Source organism: Cupriavidus basilensis OR16, assembly GCF_000243095.1.
GTDB lineage: Bacteria > Pseudomonadota > Gammaproteobacteria > Burkholderiales > Burkholderiaceae > Cupriavidus > Cupriavidus basilensis_D.
Genome location: NZ_AHJE01000147.1, coordinates 51585 through 67445, shown reverse-complemented (window position 1 = coordinate 67445; position 15861 = coordinate 51585). Strand labels below are relative to the sequence as shown.

The 15861-nt window shown below is 66.9% G+C and carries 13 protein-coding genes and 2 pseudogenes; 7 read left to right on the top strand and 8 right to left on the bottom strand.

Going from position 1 to position 15861, the window contains the following annotated elements:
- Nucleotides 1-661: 661 nt before the first annotated feature.
- Nucleotides 662-901 carry a hypothetical protein gene (locus tag OR16_RS44260; protein ID WP_006163939.1) on the top strand — a complete coding sequence of 80 codons (240 nt, stop codon included), beginning with the start codon at nt 662-664 and terminating at the stop codon, nt 899-901.
- A gap of 23 nt (nt 902-924) precedes the next feature.
- Here the strand turns inward: OR16_RS44260 and OR16_RS36045 are convergent, their stop codons facing one another.
- Nucleotides 925-1785: a LysR family transcriptional regulator gene (locus tag OR16_RS36045; protein ID WP_006163937.1), complete on the bottom strand. Its 861-nt coding sequence runs from the start codon at nt 1783-1785 to the stop codon at nt 925-927.
- A gap of 189 nt (nt 1786-1974) precedes the next feature.
- Here OR16_RS36045 and OR16_RS36040 point away from each other — a divergent pair.
- Nucleotides 1975-3152, top strand: a pseudogene (locus OR16_RS36040) (MFS transporter).
- A gap of 10 nt (nt 3153-3162) precedes the next feature.
- Here OR16_RS36040 and OR16_RS36035 read toward each other — a convergent pair.
- From OR16_RS36035 to OR16_RS36020, 4 genes and pseudogenes are all read right to left on the bottom strand, one after another.
- On the bottom strand, nt 3163-3561 hold the full coding sequence (locus OR16_RS36035) for a hypothetical protein (RefSeq protein ID WP_006163934.1): 399 nt from the start codon (nt 3559-3561) through the stop codon (nt 3163-3165).
- Nucleotides 3562-3644: 83 nt separating this feature from the next.
- Nucleotides 3645-4249: pseudogene (locus OR16_RS36030) on the bottom strand (alpha/beta hydrolase).
- Nucleotides 4250-4559: 310 nt separating this feature from the next.
- Nucleotides 4560-4847 carry a hypothetical protein gene (locus tag OR16_RS36025; RefSeq protein WP_043422481.1) on the bottom strand — a complete coding sequence of 96 codons (288 nt, stop codon included), beginning with the start codon at nt 4845-4847 and terminating at the stop codon, nt 4560-4562.
- Between the two features lie 170 nt (nt 4848-5017).
- Nucleotides 5018-6784, bottom strand: coding sequence for an FAD-dependent oxidoreductase (locus tag OR16_RS36020; RefSeq protein ID WP_006163931.1), 1767 nt, complete (start codon nt 6782-6784; stop codon nt 5018-5020).
- 515 nt (nt 6785-7299) lie between these two features.
- Between OR16_RS36020 and OR16_RS36015 the strand changes: the two genes are divergently transcribed.
- Nucleotides 7300-7716 carry a hypothetical protein gene (locus tag OR16_RS36015; RefSeq protein ID WP_006163929.1) on the top strand — a complete coding sequence of 139 codons (417 nt, stop codon included), beginning with the start codon at nt 7300-7302 and terminating at the stop codon, nt 7714-7716.
- A gap of 357 nt (nt 7717-8073) precedes the next feature.
- On the opposite strand, the gene OR16_RS36010 is transcribed toward OR16_RS36015, so the two are convergent.
- On the bottom strand, nt 8074-8970 hold the full coding sequence (locus OR16_RS36010) for a DMT family transporter (protein ID WP_043422480.1): 897 nt from the start codon (nt 8968-8970) through the stop codon (nt 8074-8076).
- An 81-nt stretch (nt 8971-9051) separates the two neighbouring features.
- On the opposite strand from OR16_RS36010, the gene OR16_RS36005 reads away from it, so the two are divergent.
- Entirely contained in the window at nt 9052-10371 is a 1320-nt protein-coding gene (locus OR16_RS36005; RefSeq protein ID WP_006163926.1) for a PLP-dependent aminotransferase family protein, read from the top strand.
- Between the two features lie 234 nt (nt 10372-10605).
- On the opposite strand, the gene OR16_RS36000 is transcribed toward OR16_RS36005, so the two are convergent.
- Entirely contained in the window at nt 10606-11043 is a 438-nt protein-coding gene (locus OR16_RS36000) for a helix-turn-helix domain-containing protein (RefSeq protein WP_006163925.1), read from the bottom strand.
- 74 nt (nt 11044-11117) lie between these two features.
- Here OR16_RS36000 and OR16_RS35995 point away from each other — a divergent pair, with 74 nt between their 5' ends.
- The 3 genes from OR16_RS35995 to OR16_RS35985 all read left to right on the top strand — a co-directional run bounded on the left by OR16_RS35995 (nt 11118) and on the right by OR16_RS35985 (nt 14785).
- Nucleotides 11118-11999 (top strand): class I SAM-dependent methyltransferase, encoded by an 882-nt coding sequence (locus OR16_RS35995; protein ID WP_006163923.1) that lies wholly within the window; start codon nt 11118-11120, stop codon nt 11997-11999.
- Nucleotides 11992-12513 carry a DUF2938 domain-containing protein gene (locus tag OR16_RS35990; protein WP_006163921.1) on the top strand — a complete coding sequence of 174 codons (522 nt, stop codon included), beginning with the start codon at nt 11992-11994 and terminating at the stop codon, nt 12511-12513. The genes OR16_RS35995 and OR16_RS35990 overlap by 8 nt, the downstream gene beginning before the upstream one ends.
- Before the next feature lie 169 nt (nt 12514-12682).
- Nucleotides 12683-14785 (top strand): alpha/beta hydrolase domain-containing protein, encoded by a 2103-nt coding sequence (locus OR16_RS35985; protein ID WP_006163920.1) that lies wholly within the window; start codon nt 12683-12685, stop codon nt 14783-14785.
- Nucleotides 14786-14844: 59 nt separating this feature from the next.
- Here OR16_RS35985 and OR16_RS35980 read toward each other — a convergent pair whose 3' ends face one another.
- Nucleotides 14845-15771 (bottom strand): LysR family transcriptional regulator, encoded by a 927-nt coding sequence (locus tag OR16_RS35980; RefSeq protein WP_006163918.1) that lies wholly within the window; start codon nt 15769-15771, stop codon nt 14845-14847.
- Nucleotides 15772-15861 lie beyond the last annotated feature (90 nt).

The following is a 15861-nucleotide window of genomic DNA, read 5'->3' as shown; positions in this document are numbered from 1 at the left end:
GCGGTTGGCTGGATGCAACCCCGGGTTCATACTTTTGACGGGGGAGGGTTTAGGTGGCTGGGGCGCCGCACCTGGATGCGGCGCATGGGCCGGTGCAAACAACCTGAAAAAAACCTGTAAGTTCCTGTGGGTGGCGGCGACGAATGGGCACATTCACCCAGTTGGAGATTGCCATGTACCCGAACCTCACCAAGTCGCTCACCAAGTCGCTGTTTGCCGCCGCCATCGCTGGCGCCGTGTTCGCCCTGGGCAGCGCCCAAGCCGCCAGCCCGGCTTCCCACAGCGCCACCAGCGGGCGCGATATCTATAGCGACGGGGCACGCACCGCGCCCGTGAATGCCTTCACCGATGGCGCTCGGGGCGGGAGCATCGATGCGTTCAGCGACGGTACCCACGCCCGCATGGTGGATCCCTTTACCGATGGCGCCCGCATTGCCGGCCTGGACCGCACGGGCCCGTCCGCCGATCCGGCGCGCAGCATGGACCGGTTCTCCGACGGCGCCCGCAAGCTCGATACGTTCACCGATGGCGCCCGCATCGCCGGCCTGGATCGCAGCGGAGTGTCCTCCGATCCGGCACGCCGCATCGACCCGTTCGTCGACGGTGCCCGCAAGCTCGATACGTTCACGGCGCCCGCATCGCCGGCCTGGATCGCAGCGGAGTGTCCTCCGATCCGGCACGCCGCATCGACCCGTTCGTCGACGGTGCCCGCAAGCTCGATACGTTCACCGATGGCGCCCGCATCGCCGGCCGGGATCGCACTGGCGTATCCTCCGATCCGGCACGCAACATCGACCCGTTCACCGATGGCGCGCAGAAGGTGGCTGGCATGGATACCCGCGGCGTTTCAGCGTCGCCGGCCCGTAGCTTCAATGTGTACCAGGACGGCGCGGATGCGTGAGCCGCGCGCGGCGCAGGTGCTGGCTACTCGTCCAGCCAGGACCCGCGCAGATCGCTCTTTTGCAGTAGTTGCAGCAATGTCTCGGCGGGCCGGCTCAGGCGGCCCGCGCGCAGCGAGATGAATTCCACCTCCGGCAGCGCCGGCAGGCTGTCGCTGTTGACCGGCGGCGACAGGCCGCGCCCGGACAGGTATTGCGCGCGCACGGTAATGCCCAGCCCGCCGCGCGCGGCGGCGATGCAGCCCGAGTGACTGCTGCTGGTGCATACGATCTGCCAGCGCATCCCGGCCTTGGCCAGCGTATCGAGCACGATGGCACGCGTGACACTCGGCTCGGGCACCAGAATCAGTGGCAGAGGCTGGCGCAGGTCGGCCACGGTACCGGGCCGGGCTAGCCACTCCAGCTTGCCCCTGAACAACGGTGACCCGCGCCGGTCGCCTTCGCGGCGCTTGCCGATCACCAGGTCCAGCGCACCGGCATCCATCAGCTCATAGAGCTTGCCGGTCATGCCGATGGTGATCTCCAGTTCCACATCCGGATGCGAGTTGCGAAACGCCGCCAGCACATTGGGCAGGGGGCCCAGCGCGAGATCGTCCGAGGTACCCAGCCGCACGCGGCCTTGCAGGCGCGGCGCATTGAACTGGGACTCCGCGCGCGCAATGGCATCCAGGATCAGGCGCGCGTGGGCCAGCAGCGCTTCGCCGTCGGCGGTCATGGTCAGGGTGTGGGTATCGCGCACAAAGAGCCGGCGCCCCACGTGTTGTTCCAGGCGGCGGATGTGGTCGCTGACGCTGGATTGGGATAGGCCGAGCTGGCGCCCCGCGTCGGTAAAGCTGTGCGCGGCGGCTACGGTGGCGAAGGTCTTGATCCAGACGGGATTGAGCATGCCGCATTGTCATCGGATTCTCCGATGACAGTCAATATACCTAGCGGGGTTCCCGATTGGCATGGCCGGTATTAACATCGGCTGCATTCCTGGCACTGGTTTTGTCCCGATCACGTCTCCAGCGGGCCATTCCAGTTGCCGCGCCGGCCATTGCCCCGTATTGCCGGTACTTGCCTCGAGATGTGCCAGATGACCAGCCAGTCCTCGCAAAAGGCCATGTTGTGGATCGTCGCAGCGGGCTTTTTCATGCAAACGCTCGACACCACCATCGTCAATACCGCGTTGCCCGCAATGGCGCGCAGCCTCAACGAGACCCCCCTCGACATGAAGCCGGTGGTGGTGGCCTACACGCTGACCATGGCCATGCTCACACCGGCCTCGGGCTGGCTGGCCGACCGCTTCGGCACCCGGCGCGTGTACTTCGCGGCGATCCTGATCTTTGTGCTGGGCTCGCTGTTCTGCGCGGGCGCGCAGAGCCTGGACCAGCTCGTATCGGCATGGTGGCGGTCTTGCGCTACCTGCCAGACCACTCCGTCGGCCGCGCGCCCCCGTTCGACTTTCTGGGCTGCGGCTTGTTGTCCCTTTGCATGGTGGCATTCTCGCTGGCGCTGGATACCCCGCGCGAGGCGAGCCACGCGGCATGGAGCGGCAGCCTGTTCGCGCTGAGCCTGCTATCCGCGCTGCTCTACATCCCGCACGCGCGGCGGCGGCAGAACCCACTGTTCCGGCTGGCGCTGTTCCGTGAGCCCAACTTCAGCATTGGGTTGGCCGGCAACCTGGTGTGCCGCATCGGCTCGGGCGCGGTGCCATTCCTGATGCCGCTGCTGCTGCAATTGCAGATGGGGTATTCGCCGCTGCATTCGGGGCTGATGCTGCTGCCGGCCGCGCTGGCCGGCGTGGTGGCCAAGCGCTGGATCGTGCCGCTGGTCAAGCGCTTTGGCTATGACAACTTCCTGCTGGTCAACACCGTACTGGTGGGCGGCTCGATTGCCTCGTTCGCGGCGATTTCGCCGGGCTGGCCCGTGGGCCTGGCCATCGCGCAGCTGGCCTTGTTCGGCGCCACCAATTCCATGCAGTTCGCCGCCATGAATAGCGTGACGCTCAAGGGCCTGAGCGTGGAAGACGCGGGCAGCGGCAACAGCCTGTTCTCGATGGTGCAGATGCTGGCAATCGGCCTCGGGGTCACCATCGGCGGCGGGCTGGTCAGCATGTTCACAGCCCAGCTTGGCGTTGCCGGCACGGCTTACCGGCTGGCGTTCTTTAGTGTGGGCACGATCACGCTGCTATCGGCGCTGGTGTTCCGCCGGCTCGATGCCGAGCAATTCGGCAAGAACCGCAGCCCGGCCAGGGTGGCTAGCCGAGTCTAGTCTCCCACCCCTACTCAGTCACGCCGTTCTCGTGCAGCAGCCGCTCGCACTCGTCGAGCAGGTCGTGCGCAAAGGCGGACTGGTAGTTGGGGTCCAGCGCTTCCATCATTTCGTGGGCGGTGTACAGCCCCGCCTCGCGCGAGAGCGTGCCGGCGAGCTGGCGCGCGAACTGATCGCTCAGTTGCGACAGCAAGCGCCGCTCGGTCAGTGCCAGTTGCAGCTTGGAGCGCGACAGCCACAGGCTCGCCAGGGTTGCGCCTTGGGCATCGGTCATCCATTGACGGTGTTCGTAGAAGGCCGACAAGCGCTCGGCGGCGAGCGCAAACAGCAAGGCCTTGCGGGTATTGAAGTCGAGCTTGAGCGCGGGTGCTGGCGTGGGCGCGGAAGCGCCGGGGGGCGAGGTTTTCATAATGACTGGCAAATCATGCGGTGGGGCGCGAGCCTACCACGCTATCCGATCTCGGGGCGCTCTCGGGGCAATATGCGGGCGCGTCAGGACTTCTCGCCCGCCGCGAAGCGCGCATTCAGCCAGGCGCCAATGGCCATGATCTCTTCCATGCAGACCGAGTGCGACATGCGGTAGGTGTGCCATTCCACCTGGCAGCCCTGCGCTTGCACGGTGGCGCGCGCCAGCAGGCCAAGCTGCACGGACACCACGTCGTCCTCGGTGCCGTGTCCGGCGAAGATCGGCGTGGCGCGGTTGGCTTCGCTGAACTCAGCGGCAAGCAGCGCCGGCGCGGGGATATAGGTGGAAAGGGCGATGATGCCGCCCAGCGCTTCGGGATGCGTCAGGCCAGTGGTATAGGCCACGGCCCCGCCTTGCGAGAAACCGGCCAGCACCACGCGATGGGTGGGCACGCCGCGCTGGTTCTCCCGCGCGATCAGGGCGCGAATGGCGTCGCGGGAGACACGGATGCCCGGCCTCGTCCGCAGTGGCGGCGCGCGTCATCGAGCGAATGGATGTCGTACCACGCCGGCATGACATAGCCGCCATTGCAGGTGACCGGGATGGCCGGCGCGTTGGGAAGCATCCAGATGACCGACCATGTGGGCGATGGCGCGGTTTCGATTTCAATGGCTGGCAGCAGTGCGCTCATTTCGATGTTCCTGATTCCTAGTTCCTGGGCGGGCACCCCTTCCCTTGCCAGCACGGCGAGCGCGCAGGGCGCCACTGCCCCTGTGCGAGGCAACGCTCCTGCGCGGATGGCATGGGGACGGCCGCGTGAGGCGGCAAGTATCGCACAGCGCCGGCGCTGTGCCGGCGGCCGGGCTATGGGCAACGCTTGCGCAAGCGCCGTGCGTCATGCAAGCAGGTGGACAGCGCGGCGTGAAGCCGCGCGGCATCGCATGACGACGCACCAGCGCGTCCCCGCACAAGTGAAGGGGCGCGCCGGCGCCGGCAACGCTTCAGGCTGCTGAAGGTACGGCAGGCACCGTGATGAGGCCGGGCGCGGAGCGGGGCGCTTGCGCATACTCGGCGGTGACCGGGGTGCGCCGCTTGTCCACGACGCTCTCGACGCCTGAGGCGCTCACCTCTTCCAGGAACGCGACCAGGTCGCGGTAGTAGTCGACCTGCATCTGTGCCTCTAGCAGGCGGCGCTCGGCTTGGAACAACGTAAGCCGCATTTGCTGCAATTCCCTTGCTGCGATCTTCTCCGGGGTGGGCGGACTAAACATGTCTGCAAGCGAACGCATGGCAACCTCCCGCTATCGATGGCTTCGAATTGAAGCTCCTGCCATGCAACCAATATAGTAAATAAATGCGCATTTCTGGCCCTGTCGCGCGCCGTCCACATAGTCGATTGCCGGCGCGCGGCGGCAGGAGTAAATTGATTGCCCGGTGTTTGCAAGGCGCCCGGCAGTGCTTACATGGCAAGCGTGCCTGGCTCCGGCTGCTGCATTTTTGCCAGGTAGCCGTGGATCTGCGCAACCACCGCCGCGCCTTCGCCCACGGCCGCGGCAACCCGCTTGGTGGAGCCCGAGCGAACGTCCCCTATTGCAAAGATGCCTGGCACGCTGGTCTCCAGCGCGGATGCCGGCATCGTGCCTTCATGCGCCGTGTCCGTGCCGGTCAGCACGAATCCCTTCGCGTCCACGCGGACATTGCAGCTGGCGAGCCATCCCGTATTCGGATCGGCGCCGGTAAACAGGAACAGATGCCGGATCTGTACCTCGGTCACGCGGTCGCTGTCGCGGGTGCGGTAACCGATGGTGGCCAGCCGTTCTTCTCCGCCCAGCGCTACGATCTCCGAGCCGGTATGCAGTTCGATATTGGGCTGGGCCGCGATGCGCTCGATCAGGTAGCGCGACATGCTGGCCTCCAGGCCCGAGGCCCGGATGAGGATGTGCACGCGCTTGGCGTGCGCGGCCAGGAAGACCGCGGCCTGCCCGGCCGAATTGCCGCCACCCACCAGCATGACTTCTTCACCGCTGCACAGGCGGGCTTCCACCGGGGACGCCCAGTAGTAGACGCCGCGTCCTTCATAGCGATCGAGCGCTGCGATTGCAGGGTGGCGATAAGCCGCGCCGCTGGCAATGACCACCGTGCGCGCCGAAATCCTGCGGCCATCGCTCAACTCGACGCGCTGCGGATGCTCGCCGCAATGCAGCGCGGTCACCTGCAGGGGGATGGCAAGGTGCGCGCCAAACTTCTGCGCCTGTACAAAGGCGCGCCCGGCTAGCGCTTGCCCGGAAATGCCGGTGGGGAAGCCCAGATAGTTCTCGATGCGCGAGCTGGCGCCGGCCTGGCCGCCTGGCGCAAGGCTGTCGAACACGGCAACGCACAGGCCTTCGGACGCGGCATACACCGCGGTGGCGAGACCGGCGGGGCCGGCACCCACCACGATCACATCGTAGACATAGTCCGGGTCAAAATCGGGCAGCAGGCCCAGGCAGGTGGCAAGCTGGCCCGCGTCCGGGCGTCGCAGCACCGCGCCACCGGGGCAGATCACCAGCGGGAAGTCACCGGGCCCGGCGGCGCTGAACTCGAGCAGGGCGCACGCATCGGGATCGGTATCGGCGTCGACCACGGTGTGGGGATAGCCATTGCGCCGCAGGAACGCCTGCAGATGCAGCAGGTGCGCGTCGCTGCTGCGGCCCAGCAGGGTCGGGCCATTGCCGCGCTCGATCAGGCCGACGCGGCGCAGGATCAGCGCACGCATGATCCGCTCGCCCAGCTCGGCCTCGGCCACCATCAGCGCGCGCAGCCGATCAGGCGGAATCGAAATGGCCTCGACGTCCTCCAGCGCCAGGCCGTCGACCAGCGCGGGCTTGCCGGAAAGCTGTCCCACCTCGGCGAGGAAGCTGCCCGGCCCGTGCTCGCCGACCACCGACGCCCGGTCCCGCGCGTCGCGCTGCATCACGCGCACGCGGCCCTGCAGCACCACCGCCATGCCGTGGGCAGGGTCACCGGTGCGAAACAGGTACTCATTGGCGCGCCAACGCTGCAATGTGCCGAAGTGCTGGACCCGCGCTATCTCGGCGGCGGTAAGAAGGGGCCACATCTGGTGGCGGCGCGACTCCATCGGGGAGAACGCCGCGGTGGCGGCCTCCTGCTCGATGGCCAGGCCCGCCGCAACAACCGCTTGCGGGCCGGGGGTTTCCAGGCTCCCGATGGCATTGTCTGCGCTCATGGCTGTACGGCCTCCGGTGGCACCGCGCTGGCGCAGGTGCGGATGAGTTGAGTGCTGCGGGCCATGCCCGGGAATGCCCGGGCATGGCCCGCAGAGTTTGCCCGCGATGCCGCGACGCGGCAATCCCCCACGGTTCTCGCACCACAAAAGCGTAGTACACGCGGGGCAACAAAGGTGCGTGGCATCCGATAGTGCTTCTTGGGGCTCTTGGATTTCCTGATCCTCTTGTCACGTTTCCAGATATCTTGCGTTCTCCCTAGTAAAAACCCTTGACTATCTACTTACAGGTAGATAAGATGTGTTCCATGGATGCCGCAACAAGGTAACGCCAGATAGACAAGGCCCAGCCGGCCGGTTTCCAGTGCAGCAAACGAGTAAGAACGACGAAAGTCATTTTTTTTGCCCTCCTTCTCTACCTAGTGATAGGTAAGGGGCGAAAAAAAGGCGATCCAGCTAAATCCCGGTCCCCGCGGCCAAAGCAGACCCCCGGACCCATGCTTCGATTGGAGAACATCATGAACACCAAGCTTTTTGCCAAGTCCCTGCTCACCGCCGCCACCCTCGCCGCCGCTTTCGCCGCCGGCCATGCCCAGGCAGCCGCGGCCGTCCCCGCCGACAAGTACGGCTATGAGTACCGCGCACGCGACGTCTACAGCGACGGCGCCCGCAGCGGCAAGTTCGATGTGTTTACCGAAGGCGCACGCGTCGGCAAGGCTGATCCGTTCACCGACGGCGCCCGCGTTGGCAAGACCGACCCGTACACGGATGGTTTCCGTACCGTCGCCGGCCTGGACCGCAGCGGCGTGTCGGGGGAACCCAGCCGCAAGTTCGATCCGTACACCGATGGCGCCCGCAACGGCAACCGCAACCCGTACTTTGATGGTGCCCGCAGCGGTGCACGTGACGTCTATACCGACGGCGCCAAGGCTTGAGCGAACAACCGGCACGCCGCAGGCTCTGGATGACCGCGGCGCGCCGGATTCAGTCAATCACCCCGCGGCGTCATCGTCACGACACGCGGATACCAGGAGTACATCATGAGCCGTTGGCAAAGTTTCCGGGTGTTGGCAGGCTGGGCGCTGGTTTGCGTTGCCAGTGGCTCCATGGCCACCGTGGTGGCACAGACACTCCCGGCCTGAACCCTCAGGATCTACCACACCCGTTGTAAAGAACGACTATCGCAGCGCCCCCCGCGCTGCATGCGGATCGGCGCGCCCACTGTGGCGCGCCGAAGTCTTTTCCAGGGCCCGCAGCATCCAATCCGCATTCTTTCACCTCCCCAGCCTCACCTAGCTTGCCAGGCGCTTCCTCCATCCATGCACGACGCCTGTTGTCAGGCCAGTACCGGCCAGGATCACGGCGCAGCCAAGCAGCATCGAAGGGGTAATGCGCTCGCCCAGGAACAGCGCGCCCCACAAGACACCGAAGGCCGGGATCAGGAACAGCGCCGTCATCGCCCGAGCCGGACCGGCCTTGGCGATCAGGCGAAAGAAGAGCACATAGGCCAGCGCGGTGCAGGCGATGGTCAACGCGCCCAGCGCCAGCCACGCGTGCGCGCTTGGCTGCGTGGCCGGCCACAGCCAGGCTGCGGGTGCGCCCAGCAGCAGAGCCGATGCGAGTTGGCTGCCCGTTGCCACCGTCAGCGAGGGCACGTCCGCCAGGTACTTGCGGGTGAAGTTGGCGGAGAAGCCATAGAGCAGGGTGGCGGCCAGGCAGGCCAGTGCGGCCAGGCCGGCAGCCTTGCCCGCGGCGCCATGCTGCAGCCCAGCCTTGTCCCACACCAGCCACAGCACCCCCGCGAACCCTAGCGCTAGCCCGGCGACGCGCGGCGCATCCAGGTTTTCGCGCAGCCACAGCCAGCCGATCAGCGCGGTGAACAGCGGGGTGGCCGCCGTGAACATGGCGGAAAGGCCGGCTGGAATGGTCAGCGCGGCAAAGCTGAACAGGACGAAAGGCAGCGCTGAATTGGTGATCCCTACCATGGCGATCGCCCACCAGCGGCGGCGCAGGCCGGACAGCCCGCCACGCCAAGCCAGCAGCGGCAGCAGCAGCAGGGCCGCGCCACCGGCGCGCGCGCCTGCCAGGGGCACCGCGCCAAACTCACCGGCACCCAGGCGGATAAACAGGTAGGAAGCGCCCCACAGGGCGGCCAGCGACAGCAACAACGAAAGATCGGAGCGTTTCATTTCCAAGCACCTCATGGGGATGACAGGGCCAGGATAAGACGGCACACTGGTACTGGAAAAGAACCAGAAATAAGGAAATTCATGGATCCAGAATTCGCTTTCCCGATCCGCTTGCCGGCACCCGGCTCGCGCCATTTGCTGCGCGGCTTGCACGGCCAGCTCAAGGGGGCGATCCTGGATGGGCGCTTGCGCCCCGGCTTGCGCCTGCCCGCCACGCGCGCGCTGGCCCAGGCCTGCGGCGTGTCGCGCAACACGGTGGTGGCCGCATACGACCTGCTGCTGAGCGAGGGCTATGTGGTGGCGCGCGAGCGTGGCGGCACCTATGTGGCGCAGTTGTTGGCGCCCGCGCGCGCGCCGGCCCCGCAACATGGCGCGCCCGAGGCGGACCGCAGGCTGGCCGCGTTCTGGCGGGCGCCGCCCTTGCCGCCACGGGAAGCCGCGCCGAGGGTGCCGCGTTTCGACTTTCGCGTGGGCGTGCCGGCGCTGTCGGCGTTCCGCGCGGACCTGTGGGGGCGCCTGACCGCGCGCACCATGCGGGCGATGGCAAATGCGCCCGTGGCCTACGCCGATCCGCAGGGGCAGCACGCGCTGCGCGAGGCCATTGCCAGCCATGTCTCGTTTGCGCGCGCGGTCGCCTGCCATGCTGGCGACGTGGTGGTCACGGCGGGCGCGCAGCAGGCCTTCGATCTGCTGGCCCGCGTGCTGGTGACGCCTGGGCGCACCGTGGTGGCGGACGTCACGCCATCGCATCAGTTTCCGCTCGGCCACGCCATGTCGGCGGCGCGCCGCGCGGCCTTGCTCGCGTTCGCGCAGGCGCGTGGCGCCGTCATCGTCGAGGACGATTACGACGGCGAGTTCCGCCACGGCGAGCGCCCGCTCGACGCCTTGCAGACCCTGGATCGCGCCGAATCCGTGTGTTACGTGGGGACCTTCTCCAAAAGCCTGTTTCCCACGCTGCGGCTGGGCTTCGTGGTAGCCCCACCCTGGGCGCGTCAGGCGCTCACGCTGGCCAAGCAATGCAGTGACTGGCATTGCGCCGTCACCGCGCAGGATACGCTCGCCGCCTTCATCGCCGAAGGCCACCTCGCGCGCCACGTGCGCAAGATGCGCCGGCTCTATGGCGCGCGCCGGCAGCTTCTGCTCGATACGCTGCGCGCGGATTTCAGCGGCCGCCTCGATCCGGTGCCCTGCGCCGCTGGCCTGCACCTGGCGGCGCTGTGGGCTGGCCGCGCCGATCCCGAGCCGCTGGCGGCGCGCGCGAGGCAGCAGGGCATTGGTGTCTGGACCACGCAGGAGTACTACCTCGGCCCGCAGGATCGCGCGGGCTTGCTGTTCGGCTTCGGGGCGATCGACGAGGCGGACATCGCGGCAGGGCTTAAGGCGCTGCGCAAGCTTTGGTGAGGGCGGGCGCGGCCAAGGGTTCCATCAAGGACGCTAGCGTCGCCATTGGCACGCGTCCCGCATGGATTTCCCACGACAGTTTCGCGCAGCGTAAGGCGGGGGATCTACCCATCGGCCTGGCGCATTCCGGTCCACTTCGTTGAGCAACAAGCGGTTCTCGACATTGCACAGCTTGCAGTCAGCTCCGATCCGCGCCTGGGGCGGCGAGTCCGAAGGGCACGGAGGTTCCAGGAGCTATTTTCGCGGCGATCGTGGAGCCTTCTTCGGCGGCGCGCCAATGGCGCCGGACGCGGCGGCCCGCACGATGCGGCGGAAGGTGGGGCACTCCATGTGGCTCGGCGCGGGACAGGCGGCGGCGTGGCGCAGGCCATCGCGCATGGCGCTGAGCTTGCGGATCGCCCTGTCCAGTTCATCCGCCTTGGCCGCGAGCATCTGCCGGTCGATGCGCGGCTGCCCCTGCGGTGCGAACATGAGGGCAATCTCGTCGAGCGAGAAGCCGGCCGCGCGCCCCAGCGCGATCAGCGCCAGCCGTTCCAGCACGCTGGAACCGAACTGGCGGCGCAGCCCGCGCCTGCCGGTGGAGGCAATCAGCCCCTTTTCCTCATAGAACCGCAGCGTCGATGCCGGAACGCCGGATTGTTGCGCCACTTCGGCTATGTCCAGGTTGTTCACCCTCTTGACCTCAAGTCCACTTGAACAGGCACAGTGTAGCTTCCACGCCTTGAGCACTGCAAAGGAAAACAATCATGGATACCACCCAACAGACCGGTAGCGAGCAGTCGGCGCTTTGGCGGGGCCCCTCCGGGCGCGCCTGGGTCGAGGCTCAGGTGCCGCTCGACCAGATGTTCAAGCCCTTCGAGGACCTGCTCGTCGAAGCGGTCTGCGTGGGAGCCGCGCGCCATGTGCTGGATGTGGGCTGCGGTACGGGCAGCACCACGCTCGCCGTTGCGCGGCGGCTCGGCGCAAAGGGCCACTGCGTCGGCGCCGACATTTCGGATCCGATGATTGCGGCCGCGCGGGCACGCGCCGGACGGGAAGCCATCAAGGCAAGTTTCATCCGCACCGACGTGCAGAACCACGCTTTCGAACCGGCAAGTTTCGACATGATCATCTCGCGCTTCGGCGTCATGTTCTTCGATAACCCGGTCCTGGCCTTCAGCAACCTGCGGCGCGCCGCGAAGGACGGCGCCGAGTTCCGGTGCATCGCCTGGCGGAGTCCCGCGGAAAATCCGTTCATGACGACGGCCGAGCGCGCCGCGGCTGCGCTGCTGCCGAACATGCCCACCCGCCGGCCGGATGCGCCAGGACAGTTCTCCTTCGCGGACCGGCAGCGGGTCTCATCCTTGCTGGAAGAGAGCGGCTGGGCCGCGATCGAGATCCGGCCGATCGAGGTTGACTGCCTCCTGCCCGAGAAGGATCTGACCGGCTACCTCTCCCGGCTCGGTCCCGTTGGCCTGATCCTTCAAGAGGCGGATGAGCGCACGCGCACGCAGGTCATCGACACGGTCCGCGCCGCCTTCGATCCCTATGTGCGCGGCGCTGAAGTTCACTTCACCGCGGCCTGCTGGATGGTCAGCGCCCGAGCGCCGTCTGCGTCAGGCGGGCTGAAGGGGGCCCCCAATGCCTGAAGCCGTGAGCTACCTGAAGTGTGCTTTCCTGATCGGGGCGGGCGCGACCTTGGTGATGGACATCTGGGCCACGGCTCGAAAGCGGCTGCTCGGCATTTCGCCACTGGACTATGCCCTGGTTGGCCGCTGGCTCGCCTATCTGGCGCGAGGGCGCTTTCGCCATGATCCCATTGGCGCCTCGGCACCCGTGAAGGGCGAGCGCCTGAGCGGCTGGATCGCTCACTATCTGATCGGCATCGTATTCGCGGCTGCGCTGCTCGCACTCTGGGGCCTCGACTGGGCCCGTCATCCGACTCTCGGCCCCGCGCTGCTGGTCGGCATCGGCAGCGTGGCGGCTCCCTTCTTCGTGATGCAGCCAGGCATGGGCGCTGGCGTTGCTGCCAGCCGCACTCCGCATCCCGCCGCCGCGCGGCTCCATAGCCTCGTCACCCATGGGATCTTCGGCTTAGGTCTTTACGGGGCCGGCTGGGTGACAAGTTGGCTGGACACGTTTCAATGGCGGAGCTTCTGGTAGCGGCGCCAAGTGCGTTGTTCCCGCTCGATCCGTACGCGCCCCAAAAAAACGATTCAGCTGCTTATCCGCTTAATCCATCGAAACTATCCATTTACCTTATATTGCCACGCTCCCTACACTTTGCGCCAACGCCCCCTTTAGCAGGGCGTACGACAAGAGAGGAGCAAGTATGGAGACCACCTTGGCGCGCCGCACGGCGGCGCTGGCGCTAGCTTTGCCGTTGATTGCCTGCGGCGGAAACGACGACGGCGCAAACGCGGGCACCGCCGCGACGTCCACCCCGGCGGCCACCCCGGGCACGACGCTGACCATCACCGCACGGGAAGACATGGCCGGTTCCTACGGCAACGTGGGCCCCTATGAAAAACTCACCGGCACGCTCAAGGGCGAAGTCGATCCCGCCGATGCGCATAACGCGATCATTCAGGACCTGGCGCTGGCGCCGGTGAATGGCCGCGGCCTGGTCGAGTACACCACCGAGTTCGTCATGCTCAAGCCCAAGGACATGAGCAAGGCAGGCGGCGTACTGCGATATGACGCGCCCAATCGCGGCAACATCCTGACCATGCCGAACCCTACCGCGGTGCCCGGCGATTCGCTCTACTTCGAGCGCGGCTATGTGCTGCTGTACTCGGCCTGGCAAGGTGATGTGCCGAAGAGCTCGGCGGCACGGCTGACGCTGACGGTGCCGGTGGCAAAGAACAAGGATGGCAGCAGCATTACCGGCCCCTACGCCGCAGAGCTGATCCCGAGCGTGGCCAGCCCGTCGATGAGCCTGCCGGGCGGCGTGTTCAACAGCACGATGATTCCCTATGCGCCGGCCAGCCTCGACAATACCTTGCCGGGCTATACGCTGACGCGGCGCGTGAACGAGACCGACCCGCGCGTGGCGATTCCCGCAACGGACTGGAAGTTCGCCACCTGCGATAACGCAAGCAATCCGTTCCCGGGCAAGGCCGACGCCGCCAACATCTGCCTCAAGGGCGGTTTCGCGCCGGGCTACCTTTACGAGATTACCTACGTGGCGAAAGACCCGAAGGTGATGGGCGTGGGGCTGGCGGCGCTGCGCGATACCATCACGTTCTTCCGGCACCAGGCCGCGGATTCGGCTGGCACGCCCAATCCGGTGGCGGGCGCGGTGCGCTTTGCCATCGGGCAGGGCACCTCGCAATCGGGCAATGCGATGAAGACCTTCCTGCATCTTGGCTTTAACCAGGCGCTGGATGGCAGCAAGGTGTTCGACGGCATCTATGCCCATGTGGCCGCGCGCCAGACCAACATCAACACGCGCTTCGCCGTGCCCGGCGGCGGCGGTGGCTTGCGCACCGACCATCGCGCCTTTGGCCAGACCGCGCCGCGCGGGCTGGCCGCAGACTACCAGGACACGCTGGCTGGCCGCAGCGGCGGTGTCATGCAGCGCTGCACCGCTACGCAAACCTGCCCGAAGTTCTTCCTCGGCCTGTCGGGCACGGAGTTCTGGCAGCTGCAGGGCTCGCCGGTGCTGACCGATCCCTACGGCTTTGCCGACCTGAAGCAGCCTGACAACGCGCGCATCTACTACTACGCGAGCACCCAGCACGGCGGCAAGTCGCCACTGATCAGCTACGCGCCTGCCGCCACGGTGTACCCGGCTGGCTCCATGGTCGACTTTGCCGATACCTTCCGCGCGCTGTTCGTCGCGCTGGAGGACTGGGTGGCGCGCGATGTCGCGCCGCCGGCCAGCCAGGTTCCGGCCATCGCCGATGGCACGCTGGTACGGCCCGACCAGCTGACCTTCCCCGTCGCCAAGGGCATTACCTGGGCCGGTGCGGGCAGCAATGCCGCGATTCCCACGCTGCAGTATCTGGCGCGCTACAACGGCTTCCCGTTGCTCGACTACGGCCCGACATACCGGCCGCAAGATGAGTCCGGCATCCCGACCCTGTTGCCGCCGTCGTACATGGGGCGGGACTACGCCATCATGGTGCCGCAGGTGGATGCGCAGACCGGGCTGACCAAGGCCGGGATCCACTCCGTTGACGTGGACGCACCGCCGGGCATTGTGGATCTGGTCAACCTGAGCGGTAGCTATATTCCCTTCCACAAGACCGAGGCCGCGCGCATTGCGGCTGGCGATGCTCGGCCCTCGCTGGAGTCGCTCTACACCGAGCAGGCCGGCTATGTGGCCAAGGTGCAGAGCGTGGCGGCCGGGCTGGTGGCCAGGCGCTTCTTGCTGCAGGCGGATGCGGATCGGCGCGTGGCGAGCGCGCAGGCGAATCCAGTGTTGCCCTGAGTGAGCGGATTATGAGGGGGCTGTGATGCGGCGAAGCGGGGCGCTCCGCCCCGCTTCGCCTAGCCCGGCAGCCTCTGCGCAGTCCCTGCGTGTTGCCAGCCGGGATCCGCGGCGAAGCGCTCCGCGAGGAAATCCAGCATGGTGCGCAGGATCGCCGGCATTTGCCGGCGCGATGCGTATACGCCGTGGATGCCCAGCGCCTGCGGCCGCCACCCGGGCAGCAGGGCCACCAGTTGGCCGTTGCGCAGTAGCGGCGCGGCAGAGTAGAGCGGCTGCATGGCGATGCCGGCGCCAGCCACCGCAGCGGCCAGCAGCACGGCCGATTCATTGGCGCTGAGGTTGCCCTGCACCGGCACCGCCAGCGTTTCCCCCGCGCGTTCCAGTTGCCACAGGCTCTTGCCGAAGTACGAGTAAGTGAGGCAGTTGTGCATGGCGAGGTCCTGCGCCTTGCGTGGCATGCCGTGGGCGGCAATATAGGCGGGCGCGGCGCAGATCACCGAGGCGCAACTTGCCAGCGGGCGCGCGATCAGGTTGGGATCGAGGTCGTTGGTGATGCGGATCGCCAGGTCAATGCGTGCCTCCACCAGGTTGACCGCCTGGCTGCCGATATGCAGGTCGACGGCGGTCTCCGGATAACGCTTCAGGTAGGCCGCCACGGCCGCGGCCAGCACGGACTCGGCCAGCGATTGCGCGCAACTGATCCGCAGCATGCCGCGCGGCATGCCCGCGCGTTCATGCTCGGGCCGTGCCATCTGCGCGGTGATCTCCAGCATCTGGCGGCAGCGCGCCAGCGCTTGCTCTCCCGCGGGCGTCAGGCTCAGGCTGCGCGTGGAGCGGTGCAGCAGGCGCTGCTCGGCCCAGGTTTCCATCTGCGCGAGATAGCGGGTGACCATGGCGCGCGACATGTCCAGCGCCTCGGCGGCGGCCGTCATGCTGCCACGTTCGGCAATGGCGACGAAGACTTCGGCGGCGGTGATGCGGTCCATGGGATGGGTCGACGGGTGACGTTGGCGTAGCTTGTCACCCTATATGGTCGATTAATGCAACAAAGATGTTTATTTTATGGGGTTTTTGTA